The organism is Ancylobacter pratisalsi (genome assembly GCF_010669125.1).
Lineage (GTDB): Bacteria > Pseudomonadota > Alphaproteobacteria > Rhizobiales > Xanthobacteraceae > Ancylobacter > Ancylobacter pratisalsi.
This window is the reverse complement of record NZ_CP048630.1, coordinates 3076118-3094320: the sequence shown is the minus strand read 5'-3', so window position 1 is coordinate 3094320 and position 18203 is coordinate 3076118. Positions and strand designations below refer to the sequence as shown.

The 18203-nt window shown below is 65.7% G+C and carries 29 protein-coding genes; 23 read left to right on the top strand and 6 right to left on the bottom strand.

Annotation, left to right across the window (positions count from 1 at the left end):
* Nucleotides 1–115: 115 nt before the first annotated feature.
* Both G3A50_RS14545 and G3A50_RS14540 read right to left on the bottom strand, forming a co-directional pair.
* Nucleotides 116–1288 carry an extracellular solute-binding protein gene (locus G3A50_RS14545; RefSeq protein WP_246251725.1) on the bottom strand — a complete coding sequence of 391 codons (1173 nt, stop codon included), beginning with the start codon at nucleotides 1286–1288 and terminating at the stop codon, nucleotides 116–118.
* Between the two features lie 250 nt (nucleotides 1289–1538).
* Complete coding sequence (locus G3A50_RS14540) at nucleotides 1539–2576, bottom strand: serine hydrolase domain-containing protein (protein WP_163075936.1); 1038 nt, start codon at nucleotides 2574–2576, stop codon at nucleotides 1539–1541.
* Nucleotides 2577–2850: 274 nt separating this feature from the next.
* On the opposite strand from G3A50_RS14540, the gene G3A50_RS14535 reads away from it, so the two are divergent.
* Nucleotides 2851–3624 carry a DUF5343 domain-containing protein gene (locus tag G3A50_RS14535; protein ID WP_163075935.1) on the top strand — a complete coding sequence of 258 codons (774 nt, stop codon included), beginning with the start codon at nucleotides 2851–2853 and terminating at the stop codon, nucleotides 3622–3624.
* A gap of 273 nt (nucleotides 3625–3897) precedes the next feature.
* Here the strand turns inward: G3A50_RS14535 and proB are convergent, their stop codons facing one another.
* From proB to G3A50_RS14515, 4 genes are all read right to left on the bottom strand, one after another.
* Complete coding sequence (proB, locus tag G3A50_RS14530) at nucleotides 3898–5058, bottom strand: glutamate 5-kinase (RefSeq protein ID WP_163075934.1); 1161 nt, start codon at nucleotides 5056–5058, stop codon at nucleotides 3898–3900.
* Nucleotides 5059–5439: 381 nt separating this feature from the next.
* The gene (locus tag G3A50_RS14525; protein WP_163075933.1) at nucleotides 5440–5787 is read right to left on the bottom strand and encodes a hypothetical protein; all 348 of its coding nucleotides are present in this window, start codon (nucleotides 5785–5787) and stop codon (nucleotides 5440–5442) included.
* Between the two features lie 11 nt (nucleotides 5788–5798).
* The gene (locus G3A50_RS14520) at nucleotides 5799–6239 is read right to left on the bottom strand and encodes a hypothetical protein (RefSeq protein ID WP_163075932.1); all 441 of its coding nucleotides are present in this window, start codon (nucleotides 6237–6239) and stop codon (nucleotides 5799–5801) included.
* A 15-nt stretch (nucleotides 6240–6254) separates the two neighbouring features.
* Nucleotides 6255–6992 (bottom strand): helix-turn-helix domain-containing protein, encoded by a 738-nt coding sequence (locus G3A50_RS14515; protein ID WP_246252472.1) that lies wholly within the window; start codon nucleotides 6990–6992, stop codon nucleotides 6255–6257.
* Between the two features lie 178 nt (nucleotides 6993–7170).
* On the opposite strand from G3A50_RS14515, the gene G3A50_RS23015 reads away from it, so the two are divergent.
* Genes G3A50_RS23015 through G3A50_RS14405 form a run of 22 tightly spaced genes read left to right on the top strand, consistent with a single transcriptional unit; the run spans nucleotide 7171 to nucleotide 18135 of the window.
* Nucleotides 7171–7476 (top strand): helix-turn-helix domain-containing protein, encoded by a 306-nt coding sequence (locus G3A50_RS23015; RefSeq protein ID WP_210255144.1) that lies wholly within the window; start codon nucleotides 7171–7173, stop codon nucleotides 7474–7476.
* Between the two features lie 23 nt (nucleotides 7477–7499).
* Nucleotides 7500–8285, top strand: coding sequence for a ParB/RepB/Spo0J family partition protein (locus G3A50_RS14505; RefSeq protein WP_163075930.1), 786 nt, complete (start codon nucleotides 7500–7502; stop codon nucleotides 8283–8285).
* A gap of 26 nt (nucleotides 8286–8311) precedes the next feature.
* Entirely contained in the window at nucleotides 8312–8452 is a 141-nt protein-coding gene (locus G3A50_RS14500) for a hypothetical protein (protein WP_163075929.1), read from the top strand.
* 7 nt (nucleotides 8453–8459) lie between these two features.
* On the top strand, nucleotides 8460–8921 hold the full coding sequence (locus tag G3A50_RS14495) for a DNA transposition protein (RefSeq protein ID WP_163075928.1): 462 nt from the start codon (nucleotides 8460–8462) through the stop codon (nucleotides 8919–8921).
* Nucleotides 8918–10885, top strand: a complete 1968-nt coding sequence (locus G3A50_RS14490) for a transposase domain-containing protein (protein ID WP_163075927.1) — start codon at nucleotides 8918–8920, stop codon at nucleotides 10883–10885. The genes G3A50_RS14495 and G3A50_RS14490 overlap by 4 nt, the downstream gene beginning before the upstream one ends.
* Before the next feature lie 50 nt (nucleotides 10886–10935).
* Nucleotides 10936–11904, top strand: a complete 969-nt coding sequence (locus G3A50_RS14485; RefSeq protein WP_163075926.1) for an AAA family ATPase — start codon at nucleotides 10936–10938, stop codon at nucleotides 11902–11904.
* Between the two features lie 10 nt (nucleotides 11905–11914).
* On the top strand, nucleotides 11915–12271 hold the full coding sequence (locus G3A50_RS14480; RefSeq protein WP_163075925.1) for a hypothetical protein: 357 nt from the start codon (nucleotides 11915–11917) through the stop codon (nucleotides 12269–12271).
* On the top strand, nucleotides 12268–12852 hold the full coding sequence (locus G3A50_RS14475; RefSeq protein ID WP_163075924.1) for a helix-turn-helix domain-containing protein: 585 nt from the start codon (nucleotides 12268–12270) through the stop codon (nucleotides 12850–12852). Before G3A50_RS14480 ends, G3A50_RS14475 begins: the two co-directional genes overlap by 4 nt.
* The gene (locus tag G3A50_RS14470; protein ID WP_163075923.1) at nucleotides 12845–13186 is read left to right on the top strand and encodes a hypothetical protein; all 342 of its coding nucleotides are present in this window, start codon (nucleotides 12845–12847) and stop codon (nucleotides 13184–13186) included. The genes G3A50_RS14475 and G3A50_RS14470 overlap by 8 nt, the downstream gene beginning before the upstream one ends.
* Nucleotides 13170–13841, top strand: a complete 672-nt coding sequence (locus G3A50_RS14465) for a DUF3164 family protein (protein ID WP_163075922.1) — start codon at nucleotides 13170–13172, stop codon at nucleotides 13839–13841. Before G3A50_RS14470 ends, G3A50_RS14465 begins: the two co-directional genes overlap by 17 nt.
* Nucleotides 13842–13851: 10 nt before the next feature.
* Nucleotides 13852–14526, top strand: a complete 675-nt coding sequence (locus G3A50_RS14460) for a hypothetical protein (RefSeq protein ID WP_163073205.1) — start codon at nucleotides 13852–13854, stop codon at nucleotides 14524–14526.
* Nucleotides 14523–14705 carry a hypothetical protein gene (locus G3A50_RS14455; protein WP_163075921.1) on the top strand — a complete coding sequence of 61 codons (183 nt, stop codon included), beginning with the start codon at nucleotides 14523–14525 and terminating at the stop codon, nucleotides 14703–14705. Before G3A50_RS14460 ends, G3A50_RS14455 begins: the two co-directional genes overlap by 4 nt.
* A complete protein-coding gene (locus tag G3A50_RS14450) occupies nucleotides 14702–14962 on the top strand; it encodes a hypothetical protein (protein WP_163075920.1) in 261 nt (86 codons plus the stop codon). The genes G3A50_RS14455 and G3A50_RS14450 overlap by 4 nt, the downstream gene beginning before the upstream one ends.
* Complete coding sequence (locus G3A50_RS14445) at nucleotides 14959–15261, top strand: hypothetical protein (RefSeq protein WP_163075919.1); 303 nt, start codon at nucleotides 14959–14961, stop codon at nucleotides 15259–15261. Before G3A50_RS14450 ends, G3A50_RS14445 begins: the two co-directional genes overlap by 4 nt.
* A complete protein-coding gene (locus G3A50_RS14440; RefSeq protein WP_163075918.1) occupies nucleotides 15258–16097 on the top strand; it encodes a DUF6551 family protein in 840 nt (279 codons plus the stop codon). The genes G3A50_RS14445 and G3A50_RS14440 overlap by 4 nt, the downstream gene beginning before the upstream one ends.
* Before the next feature lies 1 nt (nucleotide 16098).
* Nucleotides 16099–16371, top strand: coding sequence for a hypothetical protein (locus G3A50_RS14435; protein ID WP_163075917.1), 273 nt, complete (start codon nucleotides 16099–16101; stop codon nucleotides 16369–16371).
* Nucleotides 16368–16535: a hypothetical protein gene (locus G3A50_RS14430; RefSeq protein WP_163075916.1), complete on the top strand. Its 168-nt coding sequence runs from the start codon at nucleotides 16368–16370 to the stop codon at nucleotides 16533–16535. Before G3A50_RS14435 ends, G3A50_RS14430 begins: the two co-directional genes overlap by 4 nt.
* Nucleotides 16535–16750: a hypothetical protein gene (locus tag G3A50_RS14425; protein ID WP_163075915.1), complete on the top strand. Its 216-nt coding sequence runs from the start codon at nucleotides 16535–16537 to the stop codon at nucleotides 16748–16750. Before G3A50_RS14430 ends, G3A50_RS14425 begins: the two co-directional genes overlap by 1 nt.
* On the top strand, nucleotides 16747–16890 hold the full coding sequence (locus tag G3A50_RS14420) for a hypothetical protein (protein ID WP_163075914.1): 144 nt from the start codon (nucleotides 16747–16749) through the stop codon (nucleotides 16888–16890). The genes G3A50_RS14425 and G3A50_RS14420 overlap by 4 nt, the downstream gene beginning before the upstream one ends.
* Entirely contained in the window at nucleotides 16887–17537 is a 651-nt protein-coding gene (locus G3A50_RS14415; RefSeq protein WP_163075913.1) for a regulatory protein GemA, read from the top strand. Before G3A50_RS14420 ends, G3A50_RS14415 begins: the two co-directional genes overlap by 4 nt.
* Nucleotides 17534–17767 (top strand): hypothetical protein, encoded by a 234-nt coding sequence (locus G3A50_RS14410; RefSeq protein WP_163075912.1) that lies wholly within the window; start codon nucleotides 17534–17536, stop codon nucleotides 17765–17767. Before G3A50_RS14415 ends, G3A50_RS14410 begins: the two co-directional genes overlap by 4 nt.
* Nucleotides 17764–18135 carry a hypothetical protein gene (locus G3A50_RS14405; protein ID WP_163075911.1) on the top strand — a complete coding sequence of 124 codons (372 nt, stop codon included), beginning with the start codon at nucleotides 17764–17766 and terminating at the stop codon, nucleotides 18133–18135. The genes G3A50_RS14410 and G3A50_RS14405 overlap by 4 nt, the downstream gene beginning before the upstream one ends.
* The last annotated feature ends 68 nt before the right edge of the window (nucleotides 18136–18203 follow it).

The following is an 18203-nucleotide window of genomic DNA, read 5'->3' as shown; positions in this document are numbered from 1 at the left end:
CCGATCCCGACTGGCTGCGCACCAGTCCGGCCCCTTTGTCGCCGTAACGACGGATATCCCGTTGTCCCGGACAACGCCGGTGGCGCGTCCAGGACAACAGCGGACGGCAGGCGGCTCAGGCTGCCTTGAACTTCTCGGCATACTGGGTGCGAAGCTCGGCGTACCATGACGGCTCCGGCGGACGGTTCCAAAGATTGTCGAGCGCGTTACCGGGATAAGCTTCGGCGAAGTTCTTCTTGGCGACTTCCGAGAGGAAGGCACCCGCGCCCTTCACTACCGGGTTGTAACCCGAGCCGTTGGCCACCATCGCGGCGACTTCCGGCGTATGCAGGAAGTTGATGAACTCGTAGGCCTGCTCGACATTCTGCGCGGCCTTGGTCATCGCCCAGCCGTCGATCCAAGCGATCGCGCCTTCCTGCGGAGCCATGTAGGTGACCGGCTTGCCATCCTTTTTAAGCGACAGTGCCGGCCCGTCCCAGGTCTGGCCAATCACGCAGCCATTTTCCATGAAACCGGACTTGGTGTTGTCCGCCGAATCCCAGAACTGCTTGACCTGACCCTTGTTGGCGACAGCAAACTCAAGGATCGGATCGTAGATCTTCTTCATCGTCTCCTCGTCCTTGAACGCATCGAGCATGCGGTTGGACGGGAGCTTGCCGGTCTTGTCCCACCACAGGCCGATACCGAGCAGCAGCGAGTGCGGGCGGCCCTGCATCTTGCCCTTGAACTCCGGCGCCCAGAGCGTGCCGTAGCTGAGGTCCTCATACTTCAGCGTCGCAAGATCGGTGCGCCAGGCGATCGCTTCCGAACCCCAGCAATGGGGCACATGGTAAAGCTTGCCATCCCAGGTCCACACGCTGGTCGAACCTTCAAGCATCGCCGGCAGAACATTGTCGAGCTTCAGCTTCGAGGTGTCGAAGGGCGCGAGTACGCCGAGTTCCTTGAACTGGGGCGCCCGGTCGCGGGTGGGCGCGCACAGATCGAAACCTTCGCCTTCGGTCGCCTGCAGTTTGTTGATCTGCTCCTCGTTCTGCGAGAACGGGGTGGAATTCACCTTGATGCCGGTCTTCTTGGTGAATTCGGGCAGCACCGGGTCCGGAAGTTCGTCGGACCAGTTTAGGATGTTCAGCTCACCGGACGATGAGAACGCGTTGCGCACCAGATAGGGGCCGGCGGCGGCCATTGTGCCGGCGGCGAGGGCGCCTTTGAACAGGACGCGGCGGGTGAAGCTGCGCGCAGCGAGCAGCGTTTCGATCGACGGGTTGGTCGCGTCAGGCTTCTTCGTCACGGCTTCAGTTCCCCTGCTCTGGTCTGGGCGATCGTGCCGGGGGGTCTTGAGCAGGAAGCGTGCCAGCGATTGCTGCGTTGCACAGAACCGACGAAGTGATTGTATACACACGACCACTCCCGCCCCGCGCCTCGCGAACGCGCACCCGGCGGTCGCGGCGCAGGCCCGCGTGGCGCGACGGATGGCGCGTTTTTGATCATGCCTATCCGTGAGCCTGCATGCGGAACGGGCGCCGCCGCGTCCCCACCCCTCACCCCAGCGTTTCGAGGATCGATCCGGCCAGAGCGTGAGTAGCGTCACGGTGACCAGTGTGGCCGCTGGGGCTCGTGGGATCGGAGGTCATGACCATGCTGACCCCGCGCGCGGGCGCCACATAGAGCATCTGCCCGCCATAGCCCCAGCCATAGTGCACGCGCGCGCCCGCGATCTCGCGCGTGAACCAGCCATAGCCGTACCCATCCCCGGTGAAGCGCGAGAAGGTGCGCACGCGCCAGCTCTGCGCGATCCACTCCCGCGGCACCACCGCCGCGCCGGCGGCATTGCGCCCCTCATTGCGGTAGCACTCGGCGAAGGCGAGCAGCGAGGCGGGCGTCATCGCCATCTGGTTGCCGCCGAAATAGATGCCCTGCGGGTCGCGCGCCCAGGAGGCGATGGAGAACCCCTCGATCGGCCCCAGCCACTCCCGCGCCAAGGCCAGGGTCGAGCGCCCGCTGGCGCGGGTGAGAATGGCGGAGAGCAGATGCGTCGACCCGGTGGAATAGAGCATCGCCCCGCCCGGCGCGTCGACGAAGGGCCGCACCAGCGCGGCGCGCACCCAGTTGCCGCTCGCCACCCAGCGTCCGTAATTCGGCCCCGAGGTCCGCTCCAGCCCCGCCTGCATGGAGAGCAGATTGCCCAGCGTGACCTCACCGAGGCGCGGATCGGGATCGGCCGGCAGGTCGCGCGCGAGCAGCGGCGCGATCTTCTGGTCCACCCCTTCCAGCACGCCCTTGTCGATGGCGATGCCAATGAGGGCCGAGACGATGCTCTTGGAGGCCGACTTGATGTTGGTGGGGGAATCGAGCCGAGCGCCGTGATAGGCGCGCGCGGCGACGCGGGCGCCCTCATGCGCAACGAGGACGGTGCGCAACGGTTCGAGCGCGGCGGCACGGTCGAGGATGGGGGCGAGCGCGGCCGGCGAGGCTTCAGCGGGCGGGGGAGCGGGCGTCGGCGCGGGCAGCGCCTGGGCACGCCCGAGCGAGGATGTGAGCAGCAGGAACGGGGCGGCGAGGAGTGTACGGCGTTTCATCCGCCGGAAGATAGGGCGGGAAGGGGCAATGACACATTCAACTAGCCTTGATGCCGCCTCAGCGATTCGGATACCCAGGACAGCGGCGTCGGCTGATGGCGCGCAATTTCGGCAGGCGACCGTTACCTCCCCCTTGCGAAGGATCAGATTACGTCACTTTTCTTGTTATATTACAGTACTTTAAACGATTACAAAAACAGACGCTTACGATTACAGATTCTGTTGACTCAGTGTGCGAATCTGATACTTTGACTTAACAGTCGAGGACGTGGCCATGCCGGTTACCAAAAATGCCCCAGGACCTTACGCACCAACGGTGTCGGTCCTGTCTCTGGTCGAGCGATTTCGAAATAAGGGAATGCCTACCCCTATCAACGCGGAAGTACTCTCTCGTGCTGGGATCTCTGACAGCCTGAATTCACGGACGCTGTACGCATTGCAGTGCCTCGATCTTATCGACGCCGAAGGGCGGCCAACGCAGACTTTTGAGAGACTGCGCCTTGCCCCCGAAAGCGAGTACCGAAGCTGCTTGGTTGAGTGGCTCAATTCCGCGTACGCAGACGTTCTTACATACGTCGACCCGGCAAGAGCCGACGAAACCGAGATACGCGACGCTTTTCGCGGTTATAATCCGGTAGGACAGCAGGACAGAATGGTCACGCTGTTTCTCGGGCTTTTTGAGGCTGCTGGTGTAATTTCCGAGCGTAAATCTAAACGGCTAAAGCCCGCTAGCAGAAACAGTGACTCCGGCCGGCGCTCTAAGCCAGCAGCGTCAAGCGGCATGTCAGAAAGGCGCGGAATCGAAGGGGAAGTAGAAAAAACTCGTCTCGAAGAAAATAGTGTTAAGCCGGACCGTAATGGGCATAATTCCGTTTCAAAAAGGCACCCCTTCATAGAGGGACTTCTTGCCACGCTTCCCGAGGAGGGCAAGGAGTGGCCCCATAAAGATCGTATTAAATGGCTTATGCTTGCAGCTAATGCATTTTCGCTCATCTACAAAGGTGAAGATGAGGAGATTCAAATAAAAACGGCCCCCAAGCAGATCTAGGGAGCCGTTTTAGATGTCTCGCCTTACGCGCACGACACTTGGCAGAGCTCAAGCGCGCGAGGCTACCCCGGAGAGAAAGGAGGAAGCGCTATGTGGTCCATAGCCCGTACAACATCAGTTGGCCGCTAACGCGGCTCGCCTCCCAGCCCCGTCCAAAAGGGTGTTGGAATAACAGGAGGGCGAGGTCCACACTTGCCCTCCTGTTATGCTGTTATATTAGCGCGTCTCACTAATAAGTAAAGAATCCAGAAACTTAGACCCCCCTCACCCCCACTAACCACCCAGCACCAGATCATCCCGGTGCACCATCGCGGAGCGCCCTTCAAACCCCGTGATCCCGACGATCTCGTCGGAGGACTTGCCCTTGATGCGCTCGGCGTGGTCGTGGTCGTAGGCCACCAGCCCACGCCCCACTTCGGCGCCGTCGGGGCCGCGCAGGATGACGGCGTCGCCGCGCTCGAACACCCCTTCCACGCGCTTCACCCCCGCCGGCAGCAGCGAGGAACCCCGGCGCAGCGCCGCGACGGCGCCGGCGTCGAGATGCAGCACGCCGCGCGGCTCCAGCGCGCCGGCGATCCAGCGCTTGCGCGAGGCGACGGGCGTCGCGGGGGCGAGGAACCAGGTGCAGCGCGTGCCCTGCTCCACCGCGCGCAGCGGGTTCTTCACCTTGCCGGAGGCGATGACCATGTGCGCGCCGGCCGTGGTGGCGATCTTGCCGGCCTCGATCTTGGTCTTCATGCCGCCGCGTGACAGCTCGGTGCCGGTGCCGCCCGCCATCGCCTCGATCTCGGCGGTGATGCGCGGCACAAGGGGCAGGAACGCGGCATCCGGGTTGTCATTGGGCGGGGCGGTGTAGAGCCCGTCAATGTCGGACAGCAGCACCAGCAGGTCGGCGCTGGTCATGCCCGCCACACGCGCGGCGAGGCGGTCATTGTCGCCATAGCGGATCTCGGAGGTGGCGACGGTGTCGTTCTCGTTGATGACGGGAACGACCTTCAGCTCCAGCAGCTTGGCGATGGTGGAGCGGGCGTTGAGATAGCGCCGCCGCTCCTCGGTGTCGCCCAGCGTGATGAGAATCTGCCCGGCATTCACGCCCTCATGGGCCAGCGCCTCCGACCACGCCCGCGACAGCGCGATCTGCCCCACGGCGGCGGCGGCCTGGCTTTCCTCCAGCTTCAGGGGGCGGCGCGGCAGCTTGAGAATGTTGCGCCCCAGCGCGATGGCCCCGGAGGAGACCACGAGCACCTGTTTGCCCTCGCGGTGCAGGCTGGCCACATCCTCCGCCAGCGCCGCCAGCCAGGCATGGCGCAGCGCCCCGCGCGCGGAATCCACCAGCAGCGCCGAGCCGACCTTCACCACGATGCGGCGGAAGGAGGAAAGCTGCGGAAGCGCAGCCGGGGTTTCAACGGGAGCGGGCGCGGCGGGGCGGGTCATCGGCGGAGCTTCGGGCTGAACAAGGGATGCGGCTTCATACGCCGATTTGCCCGCCATGGCGCGCGAATTTGCGCCGCAGGCGCCAGCGCTCGCAAGAGGCCGCAAGAGGCGGCGGGGCGGCGCGGGAGGTGAAGACGATTGGTGGCGAGTGAGTGAAGACACTTAAACCTGCAGAGGCGGGATTAGGTGGGATTTGCCGGGAACAGGCGGGACGAGCCCTTATGAGGCGGGCGTTTGAGGCATCTGCGGGCCGGTTGCGGCGGACGTTGCCGGTTTTGCAGAAGGTGGCAAAAATCGGCGGTCGGGACACTTGATGTTTCAGAGATACCCAACCGCCGGTGGCGGGGCGTGAGAGGTTCTTAATTGCCGATCACGCGGCTCTTAGACGGGGGTCTCAGCGGCACGGGGCGGGCCGAAAAGGCCGAGGATCCCGCCCAGCATCGCCAGGGCCATGAATATGGCGACCAGCGTGCCACCGAGGAGAGCGCCCGCAGCTGAGCACAAGATCAGGAGCACGGCCGGCTTACGCGACTCGGCACCCATGGTCACTGCGGCTAGCACGATCACGAGGAAAGAGAAGAGCACACCTCCCCAGCCTAGAAGCACAACGGTCTCGCTGCCATCCGCTTCGAACGCTGCCGCAGTGCCTCCGATCATCAAGGTTACGAACGCTGCAATGACGGCAAAGATGCCGGCGATCAAAGCGACAATTCCACCAGCCTTGCGCATTGTTCCGCCCCCTACTCAGTCTGACCAAAGCCGCCGACGCGGACACAGATTGTACCGGCCTTCTTCAAGGTGTCGCGCGTTGCAACGATCGTTCCCTTGACCTCGTCGTTCTTTCCAGCCGCCACGAAGCCGAAGCCGGCATCGCCGGACAGCGCAAATACCGGCTTCCCGCCAGACATGCCGACGAGTTCCACCGTGACGGCTACGTTGACGTCGGTCCTGTTGGCAACAGTCGCACTAAACGAGATCGTCGGTGCTTTGGTGATAAAAGCGACGCCATCTTCAATGTTCAGATTATTGACGCGCACCCTGCTCTTGTTGACCTCGAAGTCGTACAGCGCTTCACGGGTGAACGGGAAACACGACCACTTGTTAAACTCAACATCAGCCTCTTGAGCGATGGACGGGATCGTCATCCATACAGACGCAATAACGGCAATTCCCCAGCGCATTACTTTCTCCACGGTTTAAAGCTCGTGTGCGCCCCAGCAGACGCGGCCGATGACGGCGAAGTGCTCGCCCTGCGGGATCGGACGGGGCGGGAACATCTCGTGGTTATCGGACACCATGATCCATTGGCCTGGCTCACGGCGCAACCGCTTGATGTAAGCCTCGTTATCGACCGTGAAGAGGTAGATGTCTCCGTCACGTATCAGATCGCGCGCGGCTGACGATTTGTCGACAAGAAGTATTTCGCGGTCCCTGATCGTCGGAAACATACTGAGACCCACGGCCTCGATCATACAGGCATGATCCTGGCGAAGGTTTAGGCGCTGAAGAAGATCTGCGCGGACGGGGTATGTTTGTCCGAGATCGTTCAACACCAGCGCCCCGGTGCCCGCTGACGCCGAAAACGATAAATGTTCCAACATGACAATGTCATGTGCCGCCACCGTTGTCTGGGGTTGCGCCGGGTGTTGATCCCGGCGCGCGCGTGGCTCATCGGACAGCTCAAGAATCCAGTCGACCGAATAGCCGAGCGCTCCCGCGAGCTTGGCCAGCACCGAGGCCTTCGGCTCATTCACTCCACGCAGGTAATTATTCAGGGTGCCCAATGCCACGCCGCTCTTAGCGGCGGCGGCAGTGGCGCCGCCTGACTGCCTTACCGCAAGCCGCAGGCGCCTTACGAGTTCGGACTTCGCCGTTTCAACTCCGAAATCCTCGTCGGGCAAATTTTCGTCGTTTCGGAGTTTTGATTTCGGCATATAGATCAAGCCTCTAGGCCAATACTGACTAGTAAATTCCACTTTCGGAACTCCGAAGCGAATTTCCGCTAGCCAGAAATTCCGAATCTGCTATTCTCATTCAAGAACTGGACATTCCTGCACCGGTCAGTCGGACCGGACGCGAAGGAAGTGCGCGTCCAGAATCGGAACTGAGACAGTGCGGAAAATCGGATCTGAAATAGCACAGGACTGGCACGCCGAGCAGGTAAAGGCGGCTGTTCGGATGCGTGGCGAGACCCTGGCCTCACTGTCAGTCGCGCATGGCTACGATCTGTCGGCTTTTTCCAAGGCGCTCAAGCGCCCTTGGCCTGCGGTCGAGATGATCATCGCGACGTTCCTCGACCTCGCCCCCAAACACATCTGGCCCTCCCGCTACGACACAGCCGGCCGCCCTCTGCGCCGGCCATCGAACGGTAGGCGGATGGCTGATGCCCGTCTCCGTCAAAAATCGAGGGCCGCCTAGACATGACCATCACACAAGGTCGAATGACCGAAATCCCGGTCGCGGCCGTCACCGTACCGAACGACCGACTGAAGCAGCGCTCGTCGGAGCGCATCGAAGAGCTGAAGCTGTCAATAGGTGAGCTTGGGCTGCTTTCTCCCATCCTCGTCCAGTCGCCGGGTAGGGGCGATCGATACAGGCTGATCGGCGGGCTGCACCGCTTCGAGGCCGTGCGCGATCTTGGGTGGGAAGTGGTCCCCGCGGTCGTCCTCGACATCAAGGGCATGAAAGCCCGCCTTGCGGAGATCGACGAGAATCTTGTCCGCAGCGGGCTGTCTCCGCTGGAATGGGCCGAGCACTTCGCCGAGCGCAAAGTGGTGTACGAGGCGCTCCACCCGGAGACGAAGCACGGGGGCGATCGGCGCTCCACCAAGTTTGACAATTTGGCGACTTGGTCGGAGCGCTTCACGGCGTCCGCAGCCAAGCAGTTCGGCATGTCCGAACGGTCCATCGTGCGGGCGGTCGAGCGCTACAAGAAGATCGATCCCAACGTACGAGTGCGAATAGTCGGCAGCGCCCTGGCTAGCCGGGGAACGCACCTCGACGCTCTCGCAAGACTCGCTCCCGAGATCCAATCGCGCGTCGTCGACATGATCCTTAGCGGAGAGGACGACGCGCCCCGTAGCGTCTCGCAGGCCGCCGCGCGCCTTTCCGGCGCACGAGCCGCCGGCGCTTCGGACGCTGATGTCCAGCTCGACGCGCTGATGAAGGCGTGGCGTCGCGCCGGGGCGAGCGCCCGCGCGCGCTTCACTGAATTCCTGGAAAGCTAACTGGAAAGCCAAGAGGAGACCGCGTGATGAACGGCCGTGAGGAACTCCCCCAAATCGACCAGAGAGAATCCGACCGCGCCTCCGCAGCGCTCGGCATGACGCTCCTTCTCGCTTTCTTCACCTTCGGCTTCTGGCTGGGTGCTGGTTTCGCGACGCTAGTGTTCTGAGGCCATCATGCCGCGTCGCCGCACCCGTCACCCCGATCAATTCGACCTGCTGGGCTGGGAACCTTCCCAGCCGGTGGTGGCGTTCGATCCGCGCACGGTGCGGGCGGCGAGCCTCGCGGCGTCGATCTCCAAGGCGGTGTCGCAGTCCCTGAAAGGGCGGCAGCGCGAGCAGATCGCCGAGCGCATGAGCGCCTATCTCGACGAGCAGGTCAGCGAGCACATGCTGAACGCCTACGCTTCCGAGGCACGCGGCGAGCACATCATCAATGTGGTGCGTTTCATCGCCCTGGTCGAGGCGACCGGCGACCGGCGACTGCTGGAATTCATCGCCGAGCTGTTCGACTGGGCCGTCATAGAGCGGCGCTATCTGCCGGCGATCGAGCTGGCCGAAAGGCTTGAGAAGCGGGCCGAGATGGACCGTGACATTGAAGCCGCCCGCCGCCAGCTCAAGCGCGGGGGTGTGCTTTGAAGGAGTTCTTCTCACCCGCCGAAATGCTCGCCCTGGCGCTCCCCGACATGCCGGGCACCGAACGCGCCATTCAGCTGATGGCGGACCGCGAGGGCTGGCGCGAGCCGGCGCGGGAATGGGCCGCCGATCGCCCCGATGGCATCTGGCGCAAGCGGTCCGGGCGCGGCGGCGGCTACGAATACCGTTACGACGTGCTCCCGCACCGCGCCAAGCGCAAGCTCATGCTCGGCCAGCGCCGCGAGGTGGCGCAGGACGCCCGCGCCGAGAAGAAGAAGGGCCTGGAGCGCGACGCGCTGTGGGACTGGTTCGAGCGCCTGCCCGAGGCGCGCCAGCAGAGGGCGCGCGAGCGGCTTGCCGGGCTGCAGGCGGTCGCCGACCTGGTCGCGGCGGGCCAGCAGCGCGAACTCGCCATGATGCATGTCGCCGCCGAGATGAAGGTCTCGCTGCGCACGCTCTACAATTGGGCCGACCTTGCCGCCGGCGTGCCGCGCGCCGACTGGCTGCCGCACCTGCAGCCGCGCCATGCCGGGCGCCAGGCCGAGGCCGAGTGCTCGCCGGAAGCCTGGGAGTGGTACAAGGCCAATTATCTGCGCCAGTCCGAGCCCTCGCATGCGCTGTGCTATCGCCAGCTGCGGCGTGTCGCCGCCGAGCAGGGATGGACGGTGCCCAGCGCCAAGACGCTGGAACGCCGCATAGCCGGTCTCGACACCACCACACGGGTGTTCCTGCGCAAGGGGCCGGAGGCTCTCAAGAGGCTCTATCCGGCACAGGAGCGTGACCGCACCGCACTGCACGCCCTCGAAGCGGTGAACGCCGACGGGCACAAATGGGACTTCTTCGTCCGCTTCCCCGATGGCGATATCTGCCGCCCCTGCCTGGTCGGCTTCCAGGACATCTATTCCGGGATGGTCCTGTCATGGCGGGTCGACAAGAGCGAGAACAAGGCCGCCGTGCGCATGGCCTTCGGCGACCTCGTCGAGACCTATGGCATCCCCGACCATGTCGTTTTCGACAACGGTCGGAACTTCGCCTCGAAGTGGATCACGGGCGGGGCGCCCTCGCGCTACCGCTTCAAGGTCAAGGAAGACGAGCCGGCGGGCGTCGTCACCGAGCTGGGCTGCACGCTGCACTGGGCGACGCCGTTCCATGGTCAGGCGAAACCAATCGAGCGGGCATGGCGCGACTTCGCCAACGACATCGCCCGCGACGTGCGTTTCGAGGGCGCGTGGACCGGTAACAGCGTCGCCAACAAGCCGGAGAACTACGGCAACGCCGCCGTGCCGCTTGAGACCTTCCTGAAGGTCGTTTCCGAGGGCGTTGTCGAGCACAATACCCGGCTGGGCCGCCGGTCGAAGATCGCCGCCGGCCGCTCGCTCGCCGAGACCTTCGCGGCCTCCTATCAGGAATCGCCGATCCGGCAGGCGAGCCCGGCGCAGCAACGCAAATGGCTGCTTCCCGCCGAGGCGGTGACCGCACGCAAGCCGGACGGCGCGGTGCATCTGGCCGGCAACCGCTACTGGTCGGAATTCCTGATCAACCACATAGGTGCGAAGCTGGTGCTGCGGGTCGACCCGCAGGCACTGCAGCAGCCCGCGCACATTTACCGGCTGGACGGCGCCTATCTCGGCGCGGCGGCCTGCGTCGAGGCCAGCGGCTTCTTCGATGTCGATGCCGCCCGCGCCCATGCCAGCGCCCGCAACGACTTCCTGCGCGCCGCCAAGGCGATGGCCCGTGCCGAACGGCGCATGAGCCTCGATCAGGTCGCCGCACTGCTGCCGCAGATCGAGGCGCCGGAGCCGCCGGAAACCAAGGTGGTGCGGCCGTTCTTCGGCACCGCCGGCGGCGCCGCGCTCGCGGTCAAACCCACCGAATCCATCGACGCGGAAGAGAGCTTCTTCGCCGATTTCAATCGCTCGGTCGCCCGGTTCTCGGTCGTCCGAAACGAGGAGGGCGCCGACGATTGAGCCCGTCGGCGCCCTCGGAAGAGCCGTCACATACACAGAGGTGAAATACCATGCTCGACAAGACGAAGGAAGATACCGGCCCCTCCCATGACGCGCTGCGCGACGAGGTGCGGGCGCTGATGGAGCGCGAGGGCCTGACCCAGCGCCACGTCGCGGAAGAGAGCGGCATCGCCTATGGCACGCTCACCCCGTATATGGGCGGCACTTACCAGGGCAACCTTGCGCGCGTCGCCGGCGACCTGCAGCGCTGGCTGGAGACCCGCCGCGAGCGCTCTCGGACGGCGGCGGTGCTGCCGGCCGAGCCGGATTTCGTACTGACGCCGACGGCCGAAGAGATTTCCGGGACGCTTTCGTTCGCCCAGGCCGCGCAGGACTTCGCCGTCATCGTCGGGGGCGCGGGTATCGGCAAGACGCGCTCGATCAAGCACTACGCCAAGCGCGCCTCGAATGTGTGGGTCCTCACCGCCGAGGACAGCATGAAGAAGCCCAGCAGCCTCTTGTCGGTCCTCGCCGAGGATCTCGACGTCTCGGAGCGGCGTAACGCGTTCCTCAGCCGCGCCATTTCGAGCCGGCTGCGCGGAACCGGCGGTCTGGTCGTGGTCGACGAGGCACAGCATCTCAGCACCGAGGCATTCGACCAGTTGCGGACAACCGTGCTGGACGTCGGCGAATGCGGTGTCGTCGCGGCCGGCAACGAGAGCATGCTCGCCCGCCTGCAGGGCTCGGCGGACAAGCGGGCTCAAGGCTTTGCCCAACTCCATTCGCGGGTCGGCATGCGCAAGGTGCAGTCCGGCGCCAAGATCAAAGACGTCTGCCTGATCCTCGCGGCATGGGGCATTACGGACGCTCAGAGCATCGCCTTGTTAAAGGCGATCGCCCGCAAGCCCGGTGCTCTGCGCGTCATGGCGAAAGTGATCCGGCTGGCGTCGATGCTGGCTGGCGCCTCGGCGGCGGACATCACCAAGGCTCATGTCGAGCGCGCCTGGGCGCAGCTCTCTTCCCAGCAGATCGACGCGTGAGGAGGGTGGCATGCTGCACAAATACACGCCTGTCGAGAACATCCGCGGCCTGTTGGAGCCGCTGCGCAAGCTGATGGAACGCCACCTCTACACTGGCGTCACGCTCGCGCCCGAGGCGGCGCAGGAACTCTTCAACATCTTCATCCTGATCGACGACCAACTCGCGGCGCACGGCCATGACTGCGCGGTCCGCCATGTGACCCTGCATCAACTGGAGGCGGTGGCCCGCGATCTCGGGATGGTCGACGCGGCTGACGGGGCGGCGCGTGCCGCGAGCGTGCCGCGTGCGACCTCGGCGACGGTGCTTCCCTTCCGGCTGCCGCCACGGCCGATCTATGAGCCCGCCGGGCCGGGAGGTGCGGCATGATCGCGGCGCCCGTCGTTACCGTTTACGCCGTGCTCAATGCCGTGGCCGTGCACTTCCGGGTGCCCGAACGCGAGATCCTGTTGCACCGGCGCGATCAGCATGTCGCGTGGCCCCGCCACGTGACCGTCGGACTGGCCTCGCGGCTTACCACGTACAGCCTGCCGAGGATCGGGCGGGCACTGGGTGGACGCGACCACACCACCATCCTGCATTCACGTCGCCGCTTCGATCAGCGGATTGCCTGCGATCCCGCCGCCGCCCGCGAGGTCGACACGATCCAGGATGCCATTCTGAGCACCGCCGACGGCGATGGCGAGAAGGCCGAATTGGCCTTTGTGATGACCGAGATCGAGCAGCGCACCGCCGAGCTGGCACAGCTCGACAGCGTCATAGCGCTCGCCGAGCGCCGGCTCGCATCGTTGCACAACTCCTTCGAGATGCTGTCGGCGGCGCGGGCTGTCGGCCGCGCGCGCTTCGACGTCATCGTCAATGAATTCACGGCCGGCCAGGGCGCGGCCCGCCGTGAACTCGACCAGAGCCTTGACCGGCTCATGCGCCTGACGGGAGGCGGTCATGTCTGAAGCCCCGAAACACCCGCCGCTCGCCGACGTGCTGGCCACGGCCCGCACCGTCGTCAACCACAAGACCAGCCGCGGCGCGATCAGCGTCCCGGTCAGTCACATCCTCGGCATGGCGCACGCGCTGTGCGCGCTTGCCGACATCGCGACCTCGGCCGCCGAGATGCTGGCGGCGGCGGAGCGGTCGTACCAGGCCGCGCAGGGCGACGACATCGATGCAGAAGTCGCCGCCGTTGAAGCGATCGGCCCCCACGAGAACGAACTGATCGAGGGCCTGATGGCGCTCGGCTTCCTCACCTTCACAACCCAGGACACGAACGATGAACGCGCAGACTGAAACCGTCGCGGCCGCGCCGGCCGCCGCCCTGCCGCCGGGCGCTTTCGAGATCGCCGGCAAGCTCTTCATGACCGACACCAAGGGCCGCCATGTGCCGCTCGCCCTGGTGAAGCCGGCCGACCTGCTGATCGACGAGACCGTGCGCAAGATGATGGCCTTCGCCGTCGACCTGAACGCGCAGATCGCCCGGTTTCGCGGGCATTGCTTCGACGATGTCGGCTCGCTGCAGGCGCTGCTGGATCAGGAATACGGCACCGGTATCGGCGGGGCGAAGGGCAATATCAGCCTCACCAGCTTCGACGGGACGCTGAAGGTCACCGTCCAGGTCGCCGACCAGCTGATGTTCGGTCCCGAGCTGCAGGCGGCCAAGAAGCTGGTCGACGAGTGCTTGGTCGAATGGGGTGCCGACACCGGCGACGAGCTGCGGGCCGTGGTCAACCAGACCTTCGATGTCGACAAGGAAGGCCAGATCAACCGCTCGGCGCTGTTCTCTCTGATGCGGCTGGCGATCGAGGATCCGCGCTGGGTGCGGGCCATGGAAGCGCTGCGCGACTCGATCCGCGTCATCGGCTCCAAGACCTATATCCGCTTCCACCGCCGCGACACGCCCGCCGGGCCGTGGCAGGCGGTGACCATCGACCTGGCTTCGGCGTGAGGGGGCGGTGATGGAAAAGCGAGCCCTTTCCCGTTTTGTCGGCGCCGAGGCGTGGGGTTTCCTCGCGCCGGAGCAGCAGGCGACGATCGGCGCCCTGGCGATGGAACTCGTCCTGGCCTGGTCGCTCGACGATGAGGCTGCCGGCCTCACCGATAGAGACGAGGTCGACACGCGCATTGAGCGTGTCGCCCGTGCATTCGGCGACCACGTCATCATCGATCGACTGACGGAGGAGGTGCTTTCTCCGCTGCCGCCGGAGGTGCTGTCTGACGAGACGGACAACCCGCGCATCCCGTTGGCCTTTGGCCAGATCTGCCGTGCCTGCGGTTGTTCGCAGAACGACGGCTGCGACGTCGGCTGCTGTTGGGCGGAGGATGATCTGTGTTCGGCCTGCGCCGACCTGTCGCCACCGCCGCGCTCCGTCTATGTGCATGCCGATGCCGCCGGCGTCATCCGCTTCCTGTCGATGCCGCCCGTGGACAACATGCTGCTGTTCTCCGGTCCCGACTCGGCCGTGCGCGAGATCGTCGCCGTCGAGGCACGCCATGCCTATGACGGCGCCACGCTGCTGGTGCCTGGCCTTCCCGAGGCAGAGGACAGCTTGCAGCGTCTCGACGCGCTGTGCGCCTTCCAGACGCGTTTGGAGCGCGCCTGGGCGGCACGGGAAAGCGAGGTGCTGTCATGAGCACCGCGCGACGCACGACCATCGAAATTCTGCCCGACGATCTGACCGTTCGCCTCGATATTACCTTCGCTTCGGAGGGTGAGGCCGAGCGGTTCTTCGATTGGGTCGCCGCGGAGATTGAGGCTGGTTCACTCAGCTTCCGCCCCAGTTCTCCGGCGCCAAAGGAGCCCGATCAATGAGCACCGTCCTCGAACGCCAGCGCGCGGCGAAGCTGACCGATGCGCAGTTCTGCGGCCTCGATCTCCTGGTCACACGCGGCGCCGCGATGCGCGCCCGCGCGGGCTGGACCTTCGGCACCTCCTCCGGGCCGTTCATTCTGCCGGCGACCATGGATGCGCTGATCGAGCGCGGCCTTGTGAACCGGCAGCATACCGGGGCCGACGCCACCCGGCTCGGCCGCGACACCCACAAATTCATCAAGGGAGGGCGGCCGTGAAAAAGCGCGTCTCCGATGACGAACTGCTGACGCTCATCCACCTTGTGAAGAGGAAGCAGCGCCTCCTGCCGGCGATCAAGGGCGACGACTATTCAACACACGCACCGTTCCACACGGCCTGCGCCGATCTTGTCGCCTCGCTGGTGCGCGATCACGGCGCCCGCCTGAGCCATCCCCTCGGCGGGCACCGGCTGTCACTGGCGGGCGTCAGCTCGACCAGCACCGGCGGCGAAAACGGTGTGATCAACAACTGGATCACCGCCGCCTATCGGGAACTCGACCGGAGGCATGCATCATGAGCACCGACCTCCGCACCATCGAGCGGGCCGAGGACGCCGCCAGTCACGAGGAACGCCGGCGCAATGCCGGACCGGCGCCGCAGCTGCAATGGCTGGACATCGACCATCTCGTGGTCGATCCGGCCTATCAGCGGCCCATTACCCGCGCCGGCCGCGCCAATATCGGCAAGATCGCCGGGGAGTTCCGGTGGAGCCGGTTTTCGCCGGTGATCGTCTCCCCGGTCGAGGGTGGCCGCTACGCCATCATCGACGGCCAGCACCGCGTAACGGCGGCGGCCGGGATCGGCATCGAGGCCGTGCCGTGCCAGATCGTGCTGGCCACTCAGGGCGAGCAGGCCGAGTCGTTCACCGCCATCAACGGGGCGACCACGCGGGTGACGGCGCTCGCGCTGCATCGGGCCGCCGTGGCGGCGGGCGAACCATCCGCCATCGCCGTCGCGCATGTCGCCGCGCGGGCCGGCGTGAAGATCCTGGCCTATCCAGTTGCGACGCTCGACCAGGAGCTGGGGCAGACCATGGCGGTCGGCGCCATCGCCGGCGTGATCGCCCGGCACGGGGCGGACGTCGCCGTGCTGGCGCTGCGCTGCATTGTCGAGACGCCGCGCAACAATGTGCGCGGCGGCGTGCTGGCCTCGATCGTGACCGCCGTCGGAACCGTGGTGCGCGAGCTGCGCGCCGAGCGTCGGAGCGAGGCGGACATCCTGGCGCTGTTCGACAGCGTGCTGCTCATCCGCGAGATGGACAAGGCGGCGATGAACCGCCAGCCCGGCGTGCCGATCCATGCCGCGCTGGCCGAGCGGCTGCGGGGCGCGATCCGATCGAAGGGAGGGTGCTGACATGATGCCGGCCCCGATCCACCTGTCGCATACCCTGCCTTTCGCCGACGGGATCTGCTTCGACGACTGCCACGGCCTGGCGCCGGCCACGGTGCGCCTGCTGCGCGCGCGCGGCCTGGTCTGGCTCACCCGCGTCCGCATCGACAATCCGGGCGAGGAATACGTCTATCGCGGCGGCTACGTCGTCGCCGCCGATCGGGAAAGCGCCGAGCGCATCGCCGACGCCCGCGGGCTCGATGAGACGGTGCTCGGGTGCTGGGAGGGTCAGCCATGAGCGAGATAGTCTGGCAGTGGGACATCGTCACCGAGGAAAAAGCCAAGGTGCTCGCCGCCCTCGCGGACCTGGCGGCGGCCGAGGTCTGGACGTTCGACGAGTTCACCCGCGCCGCGGCCCGACTCTTTGAGGCGCCAGCCGAATCCGCTGTCGGGAGCGACTGATGCCCCGGCGCCGGCCCGCCGCTCCCGCTCCGCTTCTGGCGTGGCCAGAGCTGCAGAGGCTCGGCGATTTGGCTCGCCGGCACCAGGCGCTCACCACCCGCATGCACCGCATGCCCCCGCGCAGCCGCCGCCGGCTGCACGCCGAATCCGAAATCGCCGCGCTCACGCGCCAGATGCTCACCCTCGAAATGCAGATGCGGAGGGACGTGCCGTGACCATTCAAGTCCTGATTACCTGCTTCCTGATCACCGTCGTGGCCTCAACCGGGCAGCACGGCCCATGGGGGTTGGTCGGGGGCATTGCCGCCGCACTCGCCATGTTCTCCGTCTTCGCGATGGGGCTGGGCCTGGAATGACCACCGTCACCAGCAAGCAGATCGGCGCCATTCACACGCTGAAGGCGCGCGCCGCGCTCGACGACGACAGCTATCGCGACATCCTGCATCGGGAGACCGGCCAGCGTTCGGCCAAGGCGCTCTCGCGAGACCAGGCGTTCCGCGTGATCGAGCGCCTGAAGGTGCTCTCAGGCGGCTCTGAGAGGCCTTCAAGAGCTGCGGCGCCGCCGCTTGCCGATGGTGCGCTCAAGCTGGAAGGCCCGTTTGTTGGCCAGTGCCGCAGCCTCTGGATCGCGGCATGGAACCTCGGCGTGATCGAAGACCGGCGCGACACCGCGCTTGTTGCCTTCGTGGAGCGCCAGACCGGCATAGCCTCGCTGTCCTGGCTGCGCGACCCGCTTGAAGCCGCCAAGGCGATCGAGGGGCTGAAGGCGTGGATCAACCGTGTGGCGCCGGTGACCTGGGACGCCGAGGTAAAGGCGCTGCGCCGGCGCGGCATGACCATCGGCCGCTGGCGCAAGATCGCGGTGGTTCGCGCGCAGTGCCGGCTGCTGGCGGAAGAGGCGCCGGCCAGCCTCGACGCCCATAGCGATGCCGAGCTGCAGCAGCTGCAGACGACGCTGGGCCGGCGCATCCGCCGAATGCAGGACCGGAGGGCGCGCGCATGAAAGCCCATCGCAAACGTCGTCGGGAGCGCACGATCAGCCTCGACGAGGTCATCACAGCTTCGCGCCAGCTTGCGCTGATGGATGCGAGCCTCAGTGTGCAAGGCTACGCCCGCGCTTCTGGTCGCCTCTATCCCTGCAGGGATGGCACGTACACGGCGCGCGTAGTGTGGCGCCACCGAGCAGCGGGTCTATCGATCGCCGGCACGGCGCAGGGGCTGCGGCTGGCATGACCCTGCCGCGGCCCATAGGCGCGATCGCCCGCTTTGCGCAGATCATCGGGCCGGAGGCGGCATTCCGCCTCGCCGAGGCGCATGGCGGCACGCGAGTCTATGTGCCGCACAAGGCCGCCGGCAGCGACCTTGCCAAGATCATCGGCGACGACGCTGCCGCCCTCATGACCACCGAGTGGCAAGGCGTTCAGGTCAAAATTCCCGTTGCGCGTGAATGGCGGTGCGTCACATATAGATCGCGCGGCGACACCTATGACGACATTGCGCTGCGCCTCGGGTGCGACATCAGCACGGTGCACAAAATTCTGCGGGCGCAGCAGATGACACACGTCCAGCTCGATTTCTTCCCGGCCGATCTTCGGCCCTAGACCGCGACAGCGGTCATGAACGCGGAAGCGCCTCCGCGTCACCATCGGCTCCTCATCCAGGAGCCGAC